The organism is Anaerostipes sp. Marseille-Q3525 (genome assembly GCF_018223505.1).
Taxonomy (GTDB): domain Bacteria; phylum Bacillota; class Clostridia; order Lachnospirales; family Lachnospiraceae; genus Anaerostipes; species Anaerostipes amylophilus.
The window spans coordinates 119,131-135,767 of the sequence record NZ_JAGTTT010000003.1; the positions used below are offsets into that span (position 1 = coordinate 119,131).

16 protein-coding genes are annotated in these 16,637 nt (G+C 38.1%); 3 read left to right on the top strand and 13 right to left on the bottom strand.

What is annotated here, in order from left to right; all coding sequences use genetic code 11:
• From KE503_RS02805 to srlA, 5 genes are all read right to left on the bottom strand, one after another.
• The gene (locus KE503_RS02805; RefSeq protein ID WP_055196755.1) at positions 1-870 is read right to left on the bottom strand and encodes a class II fructose-bisphosphate aldolase; all 870 of its coding nucleotides are present in this window, start codon (positions 868-870) and stop codon (positions 1-3) included.
• Between the two features lie 88 nt (positions 871-958).
• Positions 959-2,278, bottom strand: coding sequence for an NAD(P)H-dependent oxidoreductase (locus KE503_RS02810; RefSeq protein WP_212384426.1), 1,320 nt, complete (start codon positions 2,276-2,278; stop codon positions 959-961).
• Positions 2,279-2,324: 46 nt separating this feature from the next.
• On the bottom strand, positions 2,325-2,693 hold the full coding sequence (locus tag KE503_RS02815) for a PTS glucitol/sorbitol transporter subunit IIA (protein ID WP_055198499.1): 369 nt from the start codon (positions 2,691-2,693) through the stop codon (positions 2,325-2,327).
• 31 nt (positions 2,694-2,724) lie between these two features.
• Positions 2,725-3,741 (bottom strand): PTS glucitol/sorbitol transporter subunit IIB, encoded by a 1,017-nt coding sequence (gene srlE, locus KE503_RS02820; RefSeq protein ID WP_117944740.1) that lies wholly within the window; start codon positions 3,739-3,741, stop codon positions 2,725-2,727.
• A gap of 18 nt (positions 3,742-3,759) precedes the next feature.
• Positions 3,760-4,278, bottom strand: coding sequence for a PTS glucitol/sorbitol transporter subunit IIC (gene srlA, locus KE503_RS02825; RefSeq protein WP_055198504.1), 519 nt, complete (start codon positions 4,276-4,278; stop codon positions 3,760-3,762).
• Positions 4,279-4,565: 287 nt separating this feature from the next.
• Between srlA and KE503_RS02830 the strand changes: the two genes are divergently transcribed.
• Entirely contained in the window at positions 4,566-5,504 is a 939-nt protein-coding gene (locus KE503_RS02830; protein WP_212384427.1) for a sugar-binding transcriptional regulator, read from the top strand.
• 150 nt (positions 5,505-5,654) lie between these two features.
• Here the strand turns inward: KE503_RS02830 and KE503_RS02835 are convergent, their stop codons facing one another.
• Positions 5,655-6,623: a sugar-binding transcriptional regulator gene (locus KE503_RS02835; RefSeq protein ID WP_055198509.1), complete on the bottom strand. Its 969-nt coding sequence runs from the start codon at positions 6,621-6,623 to the stop codon at positions 5,655-5,657.
• Positions 6,624-6,898: 275 nt separating this feature from the next.
• Here KE503_RS02835 and KE503_RS02840 point away from each other — a divergent pair, with 275 nt between their 5' ends.
• Positions 6,899-8,197 (top strand): putative ABC transporter permease, encoded by a 1,299-nt coding sequence (locus KE503_RS02840; RefSeq protein WP_212384428.1) that lies wholly within the window; start codon positions 6,899-6,901, stop codon positions 8,195-8,197.
• 72 nt (positions 8,198-8,269) lie between these two features.
• Here KE503_RS02840 and KE503_RS02845 read toward each other — a convergent pair whose 3' ends face one another.
• From KE503_RS02845 to typA, 6 genes are all read right to left on the bottom strand, one after another.
• On the bottom strand, positions 8,270-9,055 hold the full coding sequence (locus KE503_RS02845) for a Cof-type HAD-IIB family hydrolase (RefSeq protein ID WP_022375197.1): 786 nt from the start codon (positions 9,053-9,055) through the stop codon (positions 8,270-8,272).
• 82 nt (positions 9,056-9,137) lie between these two features.
• Positions 9,138-9,893 (bottom strand): 4-hydroxy-tetrahydrodipicolinate reductase, encoded by a 756-nt coding sequence (dapB, locus tag KE503_RS02850; RefSeq protein ID WP_117944736.1) that lies wholly within the window; start codon positions 9,891-9,893, stop codon positions 9,138-9,140.
• A 13-nt stretch (positions 9,894-9,906) separates the two neighbouring features.
• Positions 9,907-10,791: a 4-hydroxy-tetrahydrodipicolinate synthase gene (dapA, locus tag KE503_RS02855; RefSeq protein ID WP_022375195.1), complete on the bottom strand. Its 885-nt coding sequence runs from the start codon at positions 10,789-10,791 to the stop codon at positions 9,907-9,909.
• Positions 10,792-10,821: 30 nt separating this feature from the next.
• Entirely contained in the window at positions 10,822-11,316 is a 495-nt protein-coding gene (locus KE503_RS02860) for a cob(I)yrinic acid a,c-diamide adenosyltransferase (protein WP_212384429.1), read from the bottom strand.
• An 82-nt stretch (positions 11,317-11,398) separates the two neighbouring features.
• Positions 11,399-12,034 (bottom strand): single-stranded DNA-binding protein, encoded by a 636-nt coding sequence (locus tag KE503_RS02865; protein WP_055198513.1) that lies wholly within the window; start codon positions 12,032-12,034, stop codon positions 11,399-11,401.
• Positions 12,035-12,173: 139 nt separating this feature from the next.
• Entirely contained in the window at positions 12,174-13,994 is a 1,821-nt protein-coding gene (gene typA, locus KE503_RS02870; protein WP_212384430.1) for a translational GTPase TypA, read from the bottom strand.
• Positions 13,995-14,267: 273 nt separating this feature from the next.
• Here typA and hydE point away from each other — a divergent pair, with 273 nt between their 5' ends.
• Complete coding sequence (gene hydE / locus KE503_RS02875; protein ID WP_022374908.1) at positions 14,268-15,311, top strand: [FeFe] hydrogenase H-cluster radical SAM maturase HydE; 1,044 nt, start codon at positions 14,268-14,270, stop codon at positions 15,309-15,311.
• Between the two features lie 70 nt (positions 15,312-15,381).
• On the opposite strand, the gene ftsZ is transcribed toward hydE, so the two are convergent.
• Entirely contained in the window at positions 15,382-16,548 is a 1,167-nt protein-coding gene (gene ftsZ / locus KE503_RS02880; RefSeq protein ID WP_212384463.1) for a cell division protein FtsZ, read from the bottom strand.
• Positions 16,549-16,637 lie beyond the last annotated feature (89 nt).

Sequence of the window (16,637 nt, forward strand, 5' to 3'; positions counted from 1 at the left end):
CTATAATTTCTGGAATACTTTGATCGCACGTTTTACATCTTCTTTGATCGCTTCTGTTGCTTTGATTGCCATAGAATCATAGAAATTTGTTTCATCATCTTTCCAGAATTCTTTGGAGGCTTTTCCTCCGGCAACATTCATATATGTATAGTAATTTACTTTACAGATTCCGTTCTCGATCGCAACAGCGTAATCTTCATCGGATACTCCGGATCCACCATGCATAACTAGTGGTACATTAGCAGCCTCTCTGATTCTTGCTACTCGAGGAAGATCTAGTTTTGGTTCTGTTAAATATACTCCATGTGTTGTACCAAATGCAACAGCTAAACAGTCAACCCCTGTTAACTCTACAAATTTCTTTGCAACTTCTGGATCTGTATAAATATCATCAAGATCATCATAATCATCCTTGCTGTCTGCGGAGCCACCCTCTCCATGAACAACTTCAGATGTAAAAATATGTCCAAGTTCTGCCTCTACACTTGCACCTACTGCATGTGCGATTTTCACAATCTCTTTTGTTTCTTCGGCATTTTCTTCAAAGCTTTTTGCTGATGCATCGTACATAACTGATGTAAACCCTAAACGCAAGGCCTGTACACATCGTTCAAAGGAGCTTCCATGATCTAAATGAAGTGCAACAGGAACTTTTGCACGTTCTGCGTAATATTTCATGATTGGTCCGATTTCTTCTAGATCAATGATATCATCATGGCTCTGTGCATGCTGCAGAATTACTGGACAATTTAATTCTTCTGCTGCCTGAATGATACCGCGGATTGCTTCTAATGTTGTTCCATTAAATGCACCTACCGCTTTGTGTTCTATTTTGGCCTGGTCGAGTAATTCTTTTAAAGTTACTAACATCCGTCTTCCTCCTAATTTACATTCACCATTTTAATTTCTTTCCTGCCACATATAAGTGTGGCAGGAAAGTATGAGTATTTTCTATCTCTTATAATACGTTTCTTCCGTACATAGCATCCTGTTCTTTTCTTAACTTGTAGATCAGTGTGCTCTTATCTAATTCGATATCATCATATGTAAGCAGCTGTCCCTTCTTGACATCTCTCTTCATGACAGCTTTGTTTGTTACTAATCCAAATGGTACATATCCCTTAGCGTTAGATTCTTCTGCTGTTGCGATAGATCCATGTGTTGTGTATCCTCCGATACCATCAATTGTCTGTCCTGCTTTCAGATCAATCTTCGCTCTTGTGATACATTCTGATACTAATCCATCGATTGGTACGCATGTAACTTCTCCGTCGATAACGGCTTTTGCTACTGTTAATGGTGTCTCTAAGTTGCACAGATGGAATGGTCTGTATAATGTCCATAATGGTCCAGGTCCCATGCTGTGGTATCCCATCTGGTATGCGATCTCTTCGTTTGGTGTGGATACTGTTACGAAGACTCCTGGTGCGATTCCGTTTACATATTCTACAACTCCATGTTTATTTAAGATTCCACCATCTTCTTTCAATTTGAAGATATCATTTAATTCTTTGACACCTTCTGTTCCCGGTGCTGTCTTTGGTCCGTGTCCTCCGATCACATCTGGGATCAGTCCTGTGTAGTTAGACATTGCTGTCATCTCTACCATTGTCTTTGTTCCGTCTTTGAATGCACATAACATCTTTGGACTCATGACACGGCGTGTTGCTTCTTCTAAGACTGTGTCTGGGTTGCAGGCATAGTCGATCTTGTTATTCTTTCCTTTACCCATGACTTCCACGTTCATTCCCATGGCTTTGGCAAAGCTGTATAATTCCATAACTGCTCCAGGTTCATCTCCGGCAGATCCTGTATAGATGACTCCTTCTTTCTCAGCTAATTTCTTTAAGTATGGTCCAATGACTACGTCTGTTTCTACGTTTAACATAACCACATGTTTTTTGTTCTTCATTGCATCTGTTGCTACTTTGGCTCCGACATCTGGAACTCCTGTTGCATCGATCGCACACTCTACTAAGTTTGCCTGTGATACGAAGTTTGCATCTTCACATGCTACATATTTTCCTGCTTCCATTGCTGCATTGGCATCTGCAAGTGTTTTTGCGATCACGATATCTTCATCGGATACTCCGGCATATTTGAATGCATGGACTGCATTTTCTACTTTGATATCAGATACGATGGCTGGTGTGATACCGTTCATCAGTACCATCTGTGTTACCATTCCTCGTCCCATCTGTCCGGCACCTACGATACCAGTTTTGATGATTTTTCCTTCTTCCTGTCTTTTGATTAATTTTTGATCCATGTTTAACATAATCACATTCTCCTTATCTTATATATAAAAATTAATAAGTGCTAAATTAATATAATTCAATGACACCGCCAACGGCTAAATCTTCTGCTGTCAGCTTGTTTCCTTCAAGAGAGATACATCCCGGACGTTCTGCCTCTGATCCTCCCTTGAAATCTAATGTGCAATGTCCAAGTTCTGCCCATGTATGAGGTGCCTCCCATCCGACAGCACTGACTTTGAATTCTTTATTTCCAATCTTTAATGTATCTCCAACAGCTGGATCTTCTTTCAATTCAGCTTTTGTATGAAGTACCGATAATTCTGCAAGTTCTGGTGGTGCATCTTCGTTAAAAATGATGATAAAGTTCATATCTTCATCCTCCAGAAACGCTAACGCATCTGGTCCAAGTCCAACGATTTTAGACTGATATTTCATATTTCTCTACCTCCTGTGAAATCTATATTTATTAATACATTCCAATACTAAATGCGAACGCGATCAGTACCGCTAATGGTCCTGTGATCAGTCGTTCAAACAATACGGCTGGAACACCATATTCAATGGTTTCTGAATCTGCTTCTCCAAGGGATAATCCAACCGGAATAAAGTCACATCCTGCCTGTGCATCGATTGCAAACAAAGCTGGAAGTGCATACTGTGGAGGAATATTTCCAAGTGCAAACTGTGATCCCAGCAATGTTCCGACTACCTGTGCGATAACAGCTCCTGGTCCAAGGACTGGAGAAAGGATTGGAATACCACAGATAAACGCGATCGCTACCATTCCTGGTAATGTAGAACAGATTGGTGAAATTGTTTTTGCAATGACATTTCCAAGTCCACTGGCTGAAATGATACCGAGCAGTGTAGCTGTAAATGCCATAAATGGAAGGATTGTACCAACAACCATCTCAATCGTGTCACGACCTGCCTGAAAACAGATATTTACAACACGTCCGACTACTTTACCAATGCGGACAACAATATTTTCTTTCTTTCCTTCACTTGCTTTTGCAACTTCTTCTTTTGCCTGTGCTTTTGACTTTGGCTCTGGAGCAGTGCTTGCTTGTGTCTGTTTTGTTTCCTCTGATACTTTCTGTGTAATATGTCCAGCATAATCAGATTCAAAAATATCATTTTCTGTAACTGCTGATACATAAATCTCTGGTGTGATATATTTTGCTAATGGTCCAGCTTTTCCTACTGGTTCAATATTTACTGTAAAAATTCCTTTTTTAGGATAAACTCCGCAGCGGGCTGTACCACCACAATCTACAACAGCTACTAAAACTTCATCATCTGGAAGAGTTTCCTTAAACCCGTCAATAGCCTCTCCTCCTGTCATTTCTGCAATTTTTTGTGCTACCGGATGGATTCCTCCACCTGTAACGCTTAAAATCTTATTACATTTTTCTGTAGGTACAATGGTTAATGGTCCTCCCCATCCACCACTTCCGGCTTTGATCGTAATTGTTTTATACATATTGGGTTTCTCCTTTCCTTAATTAGATTTCTTACTTAATACTGCATAAATTTTTTCGCATAGGATACCACGGATCAAAATAACGATCACACCTACGATGAAATATCTTACTGCAAGATTTCCAATTGATAGTCCCAGTTTCTGGATACCTGTTGCAATTCCCATGTATACGAATAACTCTCCTGCATTTGCATGTGGAAATAATCCAGTGACTGGATGACAAAATGAAACTGTCGCATCATAAAAAGCTGCTTTATGTTCTTTCTTTAAAAATCTTCCAAATGTATACATTGCTGGGTTCGTTAAAAAGATAACGGCCATAATTGGTAACAATGTATAACGAAGAATTGTATATTTTGTAATCTTCTGGCAAAATTTTTCTACTCTTTCTACTCCAATAAATCCTATCAGTGCGTTAACTGCAGTCATCAGACAGATAACCAAAGGAATGATTCCTGTTACCCAGCTCATAAACTGCTCCCCACCTGCATTGAACAATCCTATAAAGCCATTTGCAATGTTTGAAATAACTGTCATAAATAAATTTTCCTCCTTTTTAATGTTTACCTATGATAATTTTTCATTTTCTTTCTATATAAATGTCTCTCCGAACACCTCATCCTTCTAATCGGGCCCTTTGATCTACATTGGACTTTGGTATCCTTTGTTCCATATATATCATTATTTTACATTTGTTCGTATTTTTTTCTTTTTCTTATCCATTTTTTCTTGAATTTCTGCGATTTTTACAATATAATTTTGTTAAAAAGATGTCACATTTGTGCTTTTCACGATTAAAATTACATTTATAAAGGATGATGCCTATGAAAAAAATAGAAAACAATGATGCTATGTTAGATCGAATCACTTTGATCGCAACTTTGTATTACAAAGACAAACTCTCTCAACAAGAAATCGCCAAGAAACTTAATATTTCAAGACCATGGGTATCAAAACTTCTTACCCGTGCTGAAGAACTCGGTATCGTTAAGATTGAAATTGAGTCTCCAATCCTTGGAAATACTCAGCTCGAGCAACAACTCTGTGATAAATACCAGCTTGAATATGCGTGTGTTATCGACAACTCCGACACATCGAGGGACTACCTTTCCATAGCTGCTGTGAATTATTTCATTTCACAGATCAAACCAACCGATATCATTGGTGTAGCCTGGGGAAATGCTATTTCAAGATTTATCCGCCATATCCATCCTTTGAAATTTACTGACATTCAGATCGTTCCCCTCGCTGGAAGTTTCGGTGCCTCATTTGATACATTGCCAAACTATAACGTCATCCAGTTAGCTGATCTGACAGGTGGTAAATCCCATTTGCTTCATTTTCCAGCATTCTGTTCTTCTAAAGAAGAATACGAAACTTTAAGTTCGAACTCAAAAGTTCAGTCAATCCTTAATCTTGCTGAGAATTCAGATATCATCGTCACAGGGATTGGAACTTTTGAAACCTCTTTTCTAACAAGACATGGTATTCTTTCTGCTGACGAAGTTACTCAACTGAAGAACTCTGGTGCCATTGGTGATATCTCTTTGCACTTTTTAACTTCTGATTCAAAACTTATAGAGACAGAACTTACAAAGAGAATCATTCGTGCTGATATTTTTAAAGCGTCTAAACATGCTCGTGTTTCTATTGGTATTGCTGAAGGAATTTATAAGAAAGATATTATTCATTCTGCCTTATCTCTTCATCTGATCAACTCATTTTTCACTACCAAGGAAACAGCACTTGCTCTGCTTGACTGATTCCATGCAGCGGTTTTTCCGCTGTTTTTTTTGTTCTTATTTTTACTTTTTTTCTCATTTTTGTGTTATTTTTACAAATATTTTGTTCAAAAAAAGAAAACTAATAAAAATATATCTTTTTTATCTTGATTAGTTTCTTTTTCTGCGGTTCTACAATAACTTTTCAGCGCATTCATTGTTGGTGATCAATATATTGATATATCCTCCAGCAATTGCACCTTTAACTGCTTTCACCCTTTCTACTCCACCTGCAATACCAATTCGGTTTCTGATCTTCTTAATCTGCTCTGCGGGCATTCCTGCTATTCTTTCGTTGAATCCTTGAAATTTATCTCTTTTTCCTTCGGAATCAAAGAATTGCAGAGCCACATTTCCAACAACACCATTGTCTGCGAAACTTTGAAGTTCTTCATCCGTAATATATCCGGCATGAATCAGTGTGGAATCTGTTCCTGTATCATTTGCTCCAATTCCCATAACAACTGTATCCAGTTTTTCAAAGTCATCGAAGATAAAATTCACTGACTTTTCCTCTAAGAAATAATCTTTGATCTTCTTATCTGAGAACTGTGCTGGAGCAAGAAACTGTGTATAGTTTCCACCAAATTTATCTGCAAATTCTCTTGCAATCTGGTTACTCTGGACATCTACTCCATTAATACTGTTTGGACTGATGCCTCCTACGATTGGTACAAACATATACTGATTATCTTTCGCAAATGATCTTCGAGTTCTCGCTACATTATGTAAAGTAAATCCCATAGATACTCCAATATAATCTCCATCACGGAAAAACTGTGACAAATAAAGTGCTGCCTTTTCATACATCTTATTCAGAGATTCCTGTCTGGTATCAAGAGAACTATTCTCAACAACGATCACATCTTTCAGACCATATTTTCTTTCCAGTGTTTTTTCAAGTTTTCCATAAGTGAACTGAATCGGATTGACCACTTCCACGCGTACAATTCCGCTTTCTTTTCCCTTCTGAAGCATTCTTGAGATTGTCGCTCTGGATATTCCAAGATAGTCGCTGATTTCCTGTTGCCTCATATCATCTTCATAATACAGGCTGCAAACCTTATAGATCAGTCTCCAATCATCTACAATCTTCTTCATTGGACGATACTCCTTTCTCATTTGCTGCTTTCTAAGTTGTATCAATCTTTATGCCTTTATTCTAGTCAATCTTTGTTTGCTTTTCAATACATATTCTCTGAAATTATGTCAAAGTGAATTATTTTTTCATATATATTTTTACATTTGTTCAGAAATTTTGTGAAGAATTTATCAGATGTTTTTGTGCAGTTTGTGAAACAATGATTTTCTTTCTTGTATTTTTTTGTCATTTTTTATATACTGAATACATTATTAACAAAAAAGGAGCTTTACATATGATAAAAACATTATTTGAATTATGCTTTCTTTTCTTCCTCTATTCTTTTACTGGATGGATTCTGGAAGTGATACAGGCAGCATTTAATCAGAAGCGTTTTGTAAACCGTGGATTTATTAATTCCCCACTTTGTATTTCTTACGGTATCGGTGCTGTGATCATCACGATCAATACCCATGAGATGACTGGCCTTTGGATTTTTCTTGTTGCCATGATCGATGCCACTGTCATTGAGTGGTTTGGAGGACATTTCATTGAACATTTTTATCATGAACGTTGGTGGGATTATTCTGAAAATAAATGGAATCTGGATGGTTATATTTGTGTTTCTCATTCAATCTTCTGGGGAATTCTTGGATATCTTGGTGTCAGATTTGCAAATCCTTTCATTTTTACTATATACAAAATGATTCCTGCCTTGATACGCCACGTTATTATCTTTACTCTGCTTACAATATTGATCATTGATATACTAGCCACGGCAATCGTTGTTTTTGGGAAAAATATCGATAAACGGCGTTGGGAATCTGCAGATGCATATCTTACAAAGATCAGCATGAGGTTAAATAAGTTGATAACTTCTTACGTGGAACACCGTGTCGAACGTGCTTATCCACAGCGCAAATTAAAACTTCCAACAATTCCAAAAACGGGCGTCTTTGCTCAGGGCTGTGGTTTTTATAAAGTCTTTTTATTGTTTTTTATAGGTTCCTTGCTTGGTGATATCATTGAAACGATCTTTTGCCGTTTAAAGATGGGTGTCTGGATGAGCCGCAGCAGCCTTGTATGGGGTCCGTTCAGTATTGTCTGGGGATTTGCTTTTGCTGGAGTTACTTTACTTTTATATCGTTATAAAGATTGTTCTGAGAGCTTTTTATTTTTGATGGGAACATTTCTTGGAGGTGCTTATGAATATTTGTGCAGTGTTCTAAGTGAAATTGTCTTCGGAAAGGTGTTCTGGGATTACAGTAAGATGCCTTTTAATCTGAATGGAAGAATCAATCTTCTTTATTGTTTCTTCTGGGGAATTGCAACGGTTGCCTGGTTTAAAAAGATCTATCCATTACTATCCGGACTGATTGAAAAACTTCCAATCGCTTTTGGAACTGTTTTTACATGGTTTGTCGTTGTTTTTATGACACTTAATATGCTGATGTCTTTATCTGCCTTGATCCGTTATGATCAGAGAGACAAACAGGTTCCTGCTTCCAATAGTTTCGAAAGATTTCTTGATACTCATTATAATGACCAGAAAATGAAAAAAATATATCCAAAAGCAAAAAAAGTTCATTCCTAATATTGTTTAACATCAAATTTTCCTATAAAAAAGAATGGTTTCTTACACAAGGTATCTGAAACCATTCTTTTTTTATTCAAAATAATTATTTTCTTTACAATATGTATAAATTCCATCCTCTGATACATGCCCGCAGATTACATCAGCTGCTTCTTTTAACTCTTTGGATGCATTTTCCATTGCCACTGCAAGTCCAACGGTCTTTAGCATTTCAAGATCATTGTTACCATCTCCAAATGCCATTGCCTCCTCTTTGCTCAAATGGTAGTACTCTAAAACCTTTTCAACTGCAACGCCTTTTCCTCCATCTGACGGAATGATATCGACAGCTTTCGGCCACCATACTGCCACTGCTGCTCTTTTTGTATCTTTAAGCATCGCTTTATATTCATCCTTACCGCCTGCCATCATGATCTGAAATACTTCATCTTTTGAAAGCTCCTCAAAATCTGTTGCAAGCTTGATCCTCTGATTTGCAATGGAAAAATATTCAACGAGGTCTTCTTCTAATCCATTTGCTTCTGTCCTGTCCTTTGTCGCTAATACCACAGGATGTCCCATTTCTTCTCCATTTTGGATGATCTGTTTTACATCTTCTTTATCCAGCGGATTTTCAAAGATCGTTTCGGTTTCATTAAAACTATAAGAACCATTAAACGTCAAAAATGCATCAAAATCTATTCCTTCACTTTTGAAATCTGGAACTTTTTCTGGCGGTCTTCCTGTTGCAATACAGATCTTAACTCCATTTTCCTTAAGCTTTAATAATGCTTTTTTGGTATTGTCTGTTATTCTTTTCTTCTCTGGATCGATCAATGTCCCGTCAATATCAAAAAATGCAATCTTTATCTTACTCATGTTATCTCTCCTGCCATAAAGAAAGACAATAAACACACTGTCTTAATGGCGAATGTATCTATTGTCTTTAAACTCTTATCTCTTATCCAATGACATCACTCATATCATACATACCAGCTTCTTTTCCTGCTAAGTAAAGGGCTGCACTGACTGCTCCCTTTCCAAAGATAGCTCTTGAATATGCTGTATGTTTTAATTCGATGACTTCGTCCTGTCCTGCAAAGATGATCTCATGTTCTCCAACAATTGTTCCACCTCTGACTGCTGAGATTCCGATCTCTTTCTTTGGACGCTGTTCTCGTCTCTGACTTCTGTCATAAACAAACTCATATTCGTTGTTTAATGGTTCATTCACAGCTTCTGCAAGTGCGATTGCTGTTCCAGATGGTGCGTCTAATTTTCTTCTGTGATGCTTCTCTACGATATCAATATCAAATCCTGCATCTGCTAATAATTTTGTCATGGATTTTAATACTTTAAATAATGTATTCACTCCTAATGACATATTTGCTGAACGAAGAACTGCTGTCTTTTTGCTTGCTTCATGAACTTTCTCTAACTGTTCATCACTTAATCCTGTTGTACATAATACAACTGGAATCTGTCGCTCAACTGCAAAATCTAATAATCCATCAACTGCTGGTGCGGCTGAAAAATCAATGATCGCATCAACTTCCACATCACATGAGTTAATATCTGTAAATACTGGATAATCATTGTGTCCGTCATCCACACGATCTACACCACATGCCATAACGGCTCCTTCTGTCTCTTCTATGATCTTACTGATCACCTGTCCCATGACTCCATTGCAGCCATGCATCATAATCTTAACCATCTTTTGTAACTCCTTAAAGAATTCCTGCTTCTTTCATTGCGTTAATTAATACCTGTGCGTGATCTTCTTCCATCTCTGTCAATGGACGTCTTACGATATTTCTGCAATATCCCATCTCTGAAACTGCACGTTTTGCAGGGATTGGATTTACTTCACTAAATAAGTTATGGATCACATCCATGTATTTTAACTGGATGTCTAAACTTCCTTTAACATCCCCATCTAAAAACTTCATAACCATGTCATGAGTTTCCCTTGGTGCTACGTTAGATAATACGGAGATAACACCCTTTCCACCTAATGCAAGAAGAGGTACTACCTGATCGTCATTTCCTGAATAGATATCTAAACATCCATCTGCTAATGCTGCAAGTGTTGCCACCTGTCCGATATCTCCGCTTGCTTCTTTGATCGCTACGATGTTATCAACACTCTTGGCAATCTTCACTGCTGTTGCTGGCTGGATGTTTGTTCCTGTTCTTCCTGGTACATTGTACATGATGATTGGAATGTCTACAGAATTACCAACTGTTGTATAATATTCTTCCAGACCTTTCTGTGTTGCTTTGTTATAATATGGTGTTACAACTAACAGTCCGTCTGCTCCTGCTTTCTCTGATCTCTTAGCAAGATTCAGTGCTTCATCTGTACAGTTAGCTCCTGCTCCTGCGATAACTGGGATTCTTCCATTGACATGAGAAACGCATGCGCTGACTACCTCGATCTGCTCATCATGAGACATTGTAGAAGCTTCTCCTGAAGTTCCACAGATAATGATACTGTCTGTTCCATTATCGATCTGAAAATCAATAAATTTCTCTAACTGATCATAATCCACCGATAAATCTTCTTTAAATGGTGTTACTAATGCAACACCTGCACCTGTAAAAATTGACATTTTTCTTTCCTCCTATCATCCTGTGTAGCATCAACATTGAGATTCTTTGACCGTACTGATGCAGTATACCGCATCTGTATATGGTATCAATTCATCTGGAATCTGTCTTCCCGTCATGATGATCAGCTGATCGTCACTTCGGTTTTCTAACATCTCCACTAGTTCTTCGGTCTTTAAAAGTCCAAGATCCAAAAGTCCAAGCACCTCATCTAAAACGACAACGTCACACTGTCTTGTGTCTATGACTTTATGTGCGTATTTTAAACCGTTATAAATAAAATGATCCTGTTCTTTCTTCTCTTCATCGCTTAGCTCTTCGTATGGTCTTTCATATTTTTCAAAACGAAACAACTGTACTTCTGGTTCTAAACGTTTGAAAAAGCTTAATTCTTCTGTTTCTTTCCCTTTAAGGAACTGAACCATGATGATCTGCTTTTCCTGCCCGGCTGCTTTCACACACTGACCAATCGCACAGGATGTCTTTCCTCTGCCCTGGCCACAGTATACTTCCACTCGTCCTTCCATCTTTTCACCTCAAAGAATCTTCCTTTTGTAGTAATATATTTGGTTTAGGATATTATATCATTTCTGATACTATAAATACAACTTATTCTTTATCCTTTTCGTGAAACTCCAGTTTATTTACAGACACTTCATATGCTACCCGTTTGATCAGCTGATTTTCTGAAATCCTTTTCTGGTATTCCCTGCTCTGGATTCTTCCGATCAACTGAATTCTTGAACCAATTTCAAGATTTCCTGCAAATCTTGCATTCCTTCCCCAGCAAATGCATGGTATGTAATCAGATTTGCCATAAGAACGATTCACCGCAAGCAAGATGTCACAAATCTCTCTTCCAAGCGGTGTCATCCTATACACTGGCTGTTTACAGATAAATCCATCTAAAATAATCTGATTTGGTCTGTATCCTTCCATGTTGTCAATGAATTCCAGATCTCTGACAAATACGGATAAGATCAGATGATTACGGTTCTCCTCATGCTTATTAAAGGAACGAAACTGTCCGCATGCCCTTACAAGCATCCCTGTGTAATCTTTACTGACGTCTATCAGTCTGTCTGATACAAGTAATGGTATCTCGTCTGTTGCTTCACTTAATCTGTTTACTAAAAGTTTGACTGTATAAAATCCTTCTCCGAAAATCTCATGGCTATATTCAAATGCTGAATTGATACGTCCGCAAACCTCCACTTGATTATGATTGATTCCCTGCTCTGTCATACTCTTTCTCCCTTCTTGTGTCCTATTAGTATACTTTAAATCCTATTCCAATTTGGCCACAATTAGAAGAAAAACCATTCGACAAAGTTAGCCCCACTTTTTCGACATTTTATAACTAACCGTAAATTATTTTGTTATTTTATGAGAATTTTGCACGTTTTCTCATTGTTGGATCTAAGATCTTCTTACGGATACGGATGTTTTCTGGTGTAATTTCCAGTAATTCATCGGTATCAATAAATTCTAATGCCTGCTCTAAGCTTAAGATCTTTGGAGGAGATAATTTTAATGCATCATCTGATCCTGAAGCTCGTGTATTTGTAAGCTTTTTGCTTCGGCATACGTTAATCTCAATATCTTCTGTCTTTCCTGTCTGTCCAATGACCATTCCTCCGTATACTTTCTCACCAGGTCCTACGAATAATGTACCTCTCTCCTGTGCATTAAACAGACCATATGTGATCGTTTCTCCTGCTTCGTATGCGATCAATGATCCCTGTTTACGATACTGGATATCTCCTTTGTATGGTCCATATCCATCAAACAGTGTATTTAAGATACCATTTCCTTTTGTATCTGTCATGAATTCTCCACGATATCCGATCAGTCCTCTGGATGGGATAGAGAATTCAAGTCTTGAATATCCTCCATTGGCGGCTGTCATATTCTGAAGTTCACCTTTTCTCTGGCTTAACTTCTCAATAACTGCTCCTGTAAATTCTTCTGGAACATCAATGACTGCGATCTCCATTGGTTCTAATTTCTTTCCATTCTCATCGTAATGGTATAATACTTCTGCCTTGCTGACTGCAAATTCATATCCTTCACGGCGCATGTTCTCGATCAGTACGGATAAATGTAATTCTCCACGTCCGGATACTTTGTAGCTGTCCTGATTCTCACTTTCCTCTACACGAAGGCTGACATCCGTATTTAATTCTCTGAATAATCTGTCTCTAATGTGTCTTGATGTAACATATTTACCTTCTTGTCCGGCAAGAGGGCTGTCATTTACCATAAACTGCATGGAAATTGTTGGCTCTGAAATCTTCTGGAATGGAATTGCCTCTGCTCCATCCACATCACAGATCGTATCTCCGATAGACAGATCTGAAATTCCTGAGATTGCTACGATAGATCCTACCTGTGCATTCTTCACATCTACTTTATCAAGTCCTTCAAATTCATATAATTTGGTAATACGGACTTTTTCTTTACGTTCTGGGTCATGAGCATTCACTACGATACATTCTTTATTGACTGCGATCTCACCATTATCCACTTTACCGATTCCGATACGTCCAACATATTCATTGTAATCAATTGTACTGATCAGTACCTGCAATGGTTTCTCTGGATCTCCTTCTGGTGCTTCGATATGGTCGATAATTGTCTCGAATAATGGTTTCATATCTTTCTTTTCACCATCAAGGTCTAATGTTGCAAATCCTTCTTTGGCTGATGCAAATACGAATGGACAGTCAAGCTGTTTGTCTCCTGCATCTAATTCCATTAATAATTCTAATGTCTCATCGACAACTTCATCTGGTCTTGCTTCTGGACGGTCTACTTTATTGATACATACGATCACAGACAGATCAAGCTCTAAGGCTTTCTTTAATACGAACTTTGTCTGTGGCATTGGACCTTCGAATGCATCAACTACTAATACAACACCATTTACCATCTTAAGTACACGTTCTACTTCTCCACCAAAATCCGCATGGCCCGGTGTATCGATGATATTGATCTTGATTCCATTATACATAACTCCTGTATTCTTAGACAGGATCGTGATTCCTCTTTCTTTCTCGATGTCGTTTGAGTCCATGACTCTTTCTGCGACTTCCTGATTATCACGGAAGATTCCGCTCTGTTTTAACATCTCGTCTACTAAAGTCGTTTTTCCATGGTCGACATGGGCAATGATTGCAATATTTCTCACATCTTCGCGCTTCATTTATATCCTTCTTTCTAGCATCTTTCTCTATCAGTTTCCATGGCATTTACAAAGCATGCCAAGATTAACTTTCTTATTCTATCACAATCAATGAAAAGTTGCAATTTTATTATTTAGTACCAAAACTTTGATCATTGATACCATTGCTTTTTCCATTTGTGTCTCGATTTTTCCTGAAATTTAAGAACATTTTCCTTTATTCTATCATATTTCTTTGGTCTTTTCCTCTATTATATGTTATATTTCTTATAGACAAAAAAGGAGTTTGATATTATGAATTTACACGAATTAATCGATCGTTTACATAAAGAACATACACTGACAAGAGGTGAATTTATCACTCTCATTAAAGAACGTGATGAAGAAAATGCATCTTATCTAGCTTCCCTTGCCAGAGAAGAAGCTGTAAAAATCTATGGAAATGGTGTTTTTCCCCGCGGATTAGTTGAGTTTACCAATTACTGTAAAAACAACTGCTATTACTGTGGTATTCAAGGAAGTAATCAGCATGCAAACCGTTATCGTCTGTCAAAAGATGAAATCCTTTCTGCCTGTGAAAATGGTTATCAACTTGGTTATCGAAGCTTTGTCCTTCAGGGCGGGGAAGATCCTCATTATAGTGATGATGTAATGGTTCCGATCGTTTCTGAGATCAGGAAACGTTATCAAGATTGTGCGATCACCCTTTCTCTTGGGGAACGTTCCAAAGAAAGCTATCAGAAGTTATACGATGCTGGAGCCGACCGATATCTGCTTCGCCATGAAGCTGCTACTCCAGAACTTTATCAGAAATTGCACCCTGAAAGTCTATCTTTAGAAAACAGGATTCAATGTCTATGGAATCTAAAAGAGATTGGGTATGCGGTTGGTACTGGATTTATGGTTGGTGCACCTTATCAGACTGTTGAGAATCTTGTGGATGACCTTTTATTTATTCAAAAACTTGATCCTCAAATGGTTGGAATCGGACCTTTTGTACCTCATCATGATACAAAATTTAAAGATTATCCTTCTGGAACTGTGGAGCTCACCACTTATCTAACAAGTATCCTGCGTCTTATGAATCCACATCTTTTGCTTCCTGCCACAACAGCACTTGGGACCATTGATCCCCGTGGACGAGAAAAAGGCATTCTTGCCGGAGCGAATGTTGTAATGCCGAATCTTTCTCCTGTTGCGGTAAGAAAAGATTATTCTTTGTATGATAATAAAATCTGTACCGGAGAAGAAGCGGCAGAATGTGCCGGATGTCTTGGAAGAAGACTTGCAAGTATTGATTATGAACTTGTTTTCACTCGTGGAGATTATATCGAATAATTAAGAAAAAAGCGTGTAGAACTTTCAAAATTCTACACGCTTTCGTTTTATCATTTATCTGTCAAAGAAATTATCTTCTTCTGCTCTTTAATAAGAACTCTGGAATGTTGATCTTTGTGCTTTCATGCTCAATCTCTTCCATCTCTGCTTCTGAAACATAGCTTGTCTGCTGTGATGTTTCTTCTGGCTGTTCTTCCATCACCTTTCCATTATGGATTGGCTGCCCTGAAAATGCTGGTGTCTGTTGCTGTGGAGCTGGTTTTGCTTTCTTTGTTGCTGCAAATCCAGTTCTTGCATTTCCTGTGATATCTCCTGATTTGATACCTGTTGCGATAATCGTTGCACTGATCTGGTCTCCAAAATCAGCATTAACTGTACCAAAGATCACGTTGACATCATCTCCAGCCTCATCCTTTAAGTATTCTACAGCCTGCTGCGCTTCTAACATTCCAACAGCACCTGCGAAGTTAACGATAACATCTGTCGCACCTGCAACCGTTGTTTCAAGCAATGGACTTTCCATCGCTGTCTTGATTGCTTCGAGTTCTTCGTCTGCAACACCCATACCGATATGCGCGATACCTTTGTCTCTCATAACTGTCTGGATATCTGCAAAATCGACATTGATCAGTCCTGGGTTATAGATCATATCTGTAATTCCCTGTACACCCTGCTGTAATACTTCATCTGCTTTCTTCAGAGCATCTGGAATCGTTGTTCTCTTATCACAGATCTGTAATAACTTATCGTTTGGAATGACGATCATTGTATCTACCTGATCCTGAAGACGGGCAATTCCTGACATTGCATTATTCATACGAGGTTTTCCTTCAAATGTAAATGGCTTTGTCACAACTCCGACTGTTAAGATTCCAAGACCTTTGGAAATCTCGGCAATGATCGGTGCTGCACCTGTACCAGTACCTCCACCCATTCCACATGTTACAAATACCATATCAGATCCCTGAACCAGTTCTGTGATCTCTTCACGATTCTCTTCAACTGCCGCTTCCCCGATCTCAGGCTTTGCTCCTGCTCCAAGTCCCTTTGTCAGTTTCTCTCCGATCTGAATCTTTGTTTCTGCTTTACATAAAGATAAAGCCTGTCTATCTGTATTCACACCCACGAGTTCTACACCCTGGACATTCTCATCAACCATTCGGTTTACTGCATTGTTACCAGCTCCACCGACTCCTATTACTAAAATCCTTGCTTGTGTGTTCTCAACACTAGGCATAATCTCAACCACGTTGTTCCTCCTTCACGCCATCATCTATATATAATGACTTCCCTTAAATTCTGTACACTAATCTAATGATACCTTTT

Excerpts from the sequence above, each read along its gene's own strand:
- KE503_RS02845 (WP_022375197.1), bottom strand. The coding sequence starts at position 9,055 with ATGAGTAAGATAAAGATTGCATTTTTTGATATTGACGGGACATTGATC.
- KE503_RS02835 (WP_055198509.1), bottom strand. The coding sequence starts at position 6,623 with ATGAAGAAGATTGTAGATGATTGGAGACTGATCTATAAGGTTTGCAGC.
- srlA (WP_055198504.1), bottom strand. The coding sequence starts at position 4,278 with ATGACAGTTATTTCAAACATTGCAAATGGCTTTATAGGATTGTTCAAT.
- dapB (WP_117944736.1), bottom strand. The coding sequence starts at position 9,893 with ATGGTTAAGATTATGATGCATGGCTGCAATGGAGTCATGGGACAGGTG.
- KE503_RS02865 (WP_055198513.1), bottom strand. The coding sequence starts at position 12,034 with ATGACAGAGCAGGGAATCAATCATAATCAAGTGGAGGTTTGCGGACGT.
- ftsZ (WP_212384463.1), bottom strand. The coding sequence starts at position 16,548 with ATGCCTAGTGTTGAGAACACACAAGCAAGGATTTTAGTAATAGGAGTC.
- typA (WP_212384430.1), bottom strand. The coding sequence starts at position 13,994 with ATGAAGCGCGAAGATGTGAGAAATATTGCAATCATTGCCCATGTCGAC.
- hydE (WP_022374908.1), top strand. The coding sequence starts at position 14,268 with ATGAATTTACACGAATTAATCGATCGTTTACATAAAGAACATACACTG.
- KE503_RS02805 (WP_055196755.1), bottom strand. The coding sequence starts at position 870 with ATGTTAGTAACTTTAAAAGAATTACTCGACCAGGCCAAAATAGAACAC.
- KE503_RS02815 (WP_055198499.1), bottom strand. The coding sequence starts at position 2,693 with ATGAAATATCAGTCTAAAATCGTTGGACTTGGACCAGATGCGTTAGCG.
- KE503_RS02830 (WP_212384427.1), top strand. The coding sequence starts at position 4,566 with ATGAAAAAAATAGAAAACAATGATGCTATGTTAGATCGAATCACTTTG.
- KE503_RS02840 (WP_212384428.1), top strand. The coding sequence starts at position 6,899 with ATGATAAAAACATTATTTGAATTATGCTTTCTTTTCTTCCTCTATTCT.
- dapA (WP_022375195.1), bottom strand. The coding sequence starts at position 10,791 with ATGTCAATTTTTACAGGTGCAGGTGTTGCATTAGTAACACCATTTAAA.
- KE503_RS02860 (WP_212384429.1), bottom strand. The coding sequence starts at position 11,316 with ATGGAAGGACGAGTGGAAGTATACTGTGGCCAGGGCAGAGGAAAGACA.
- KE503_RS02810 (WP_212384426.1), bottom strand. The coding sequence starts at position 2,278 with ATGTTAAACATGGATCAAAAATTAATCAAAAGACAGGAAGAAGGAAAA.
- srlE (WP_117944740.1), bottom strand. The coding sequence starts at position 3,741 with ATGTATAAAACAATTACGATCAAAGCCGGAAGTGGTGGATGGGGAGGA.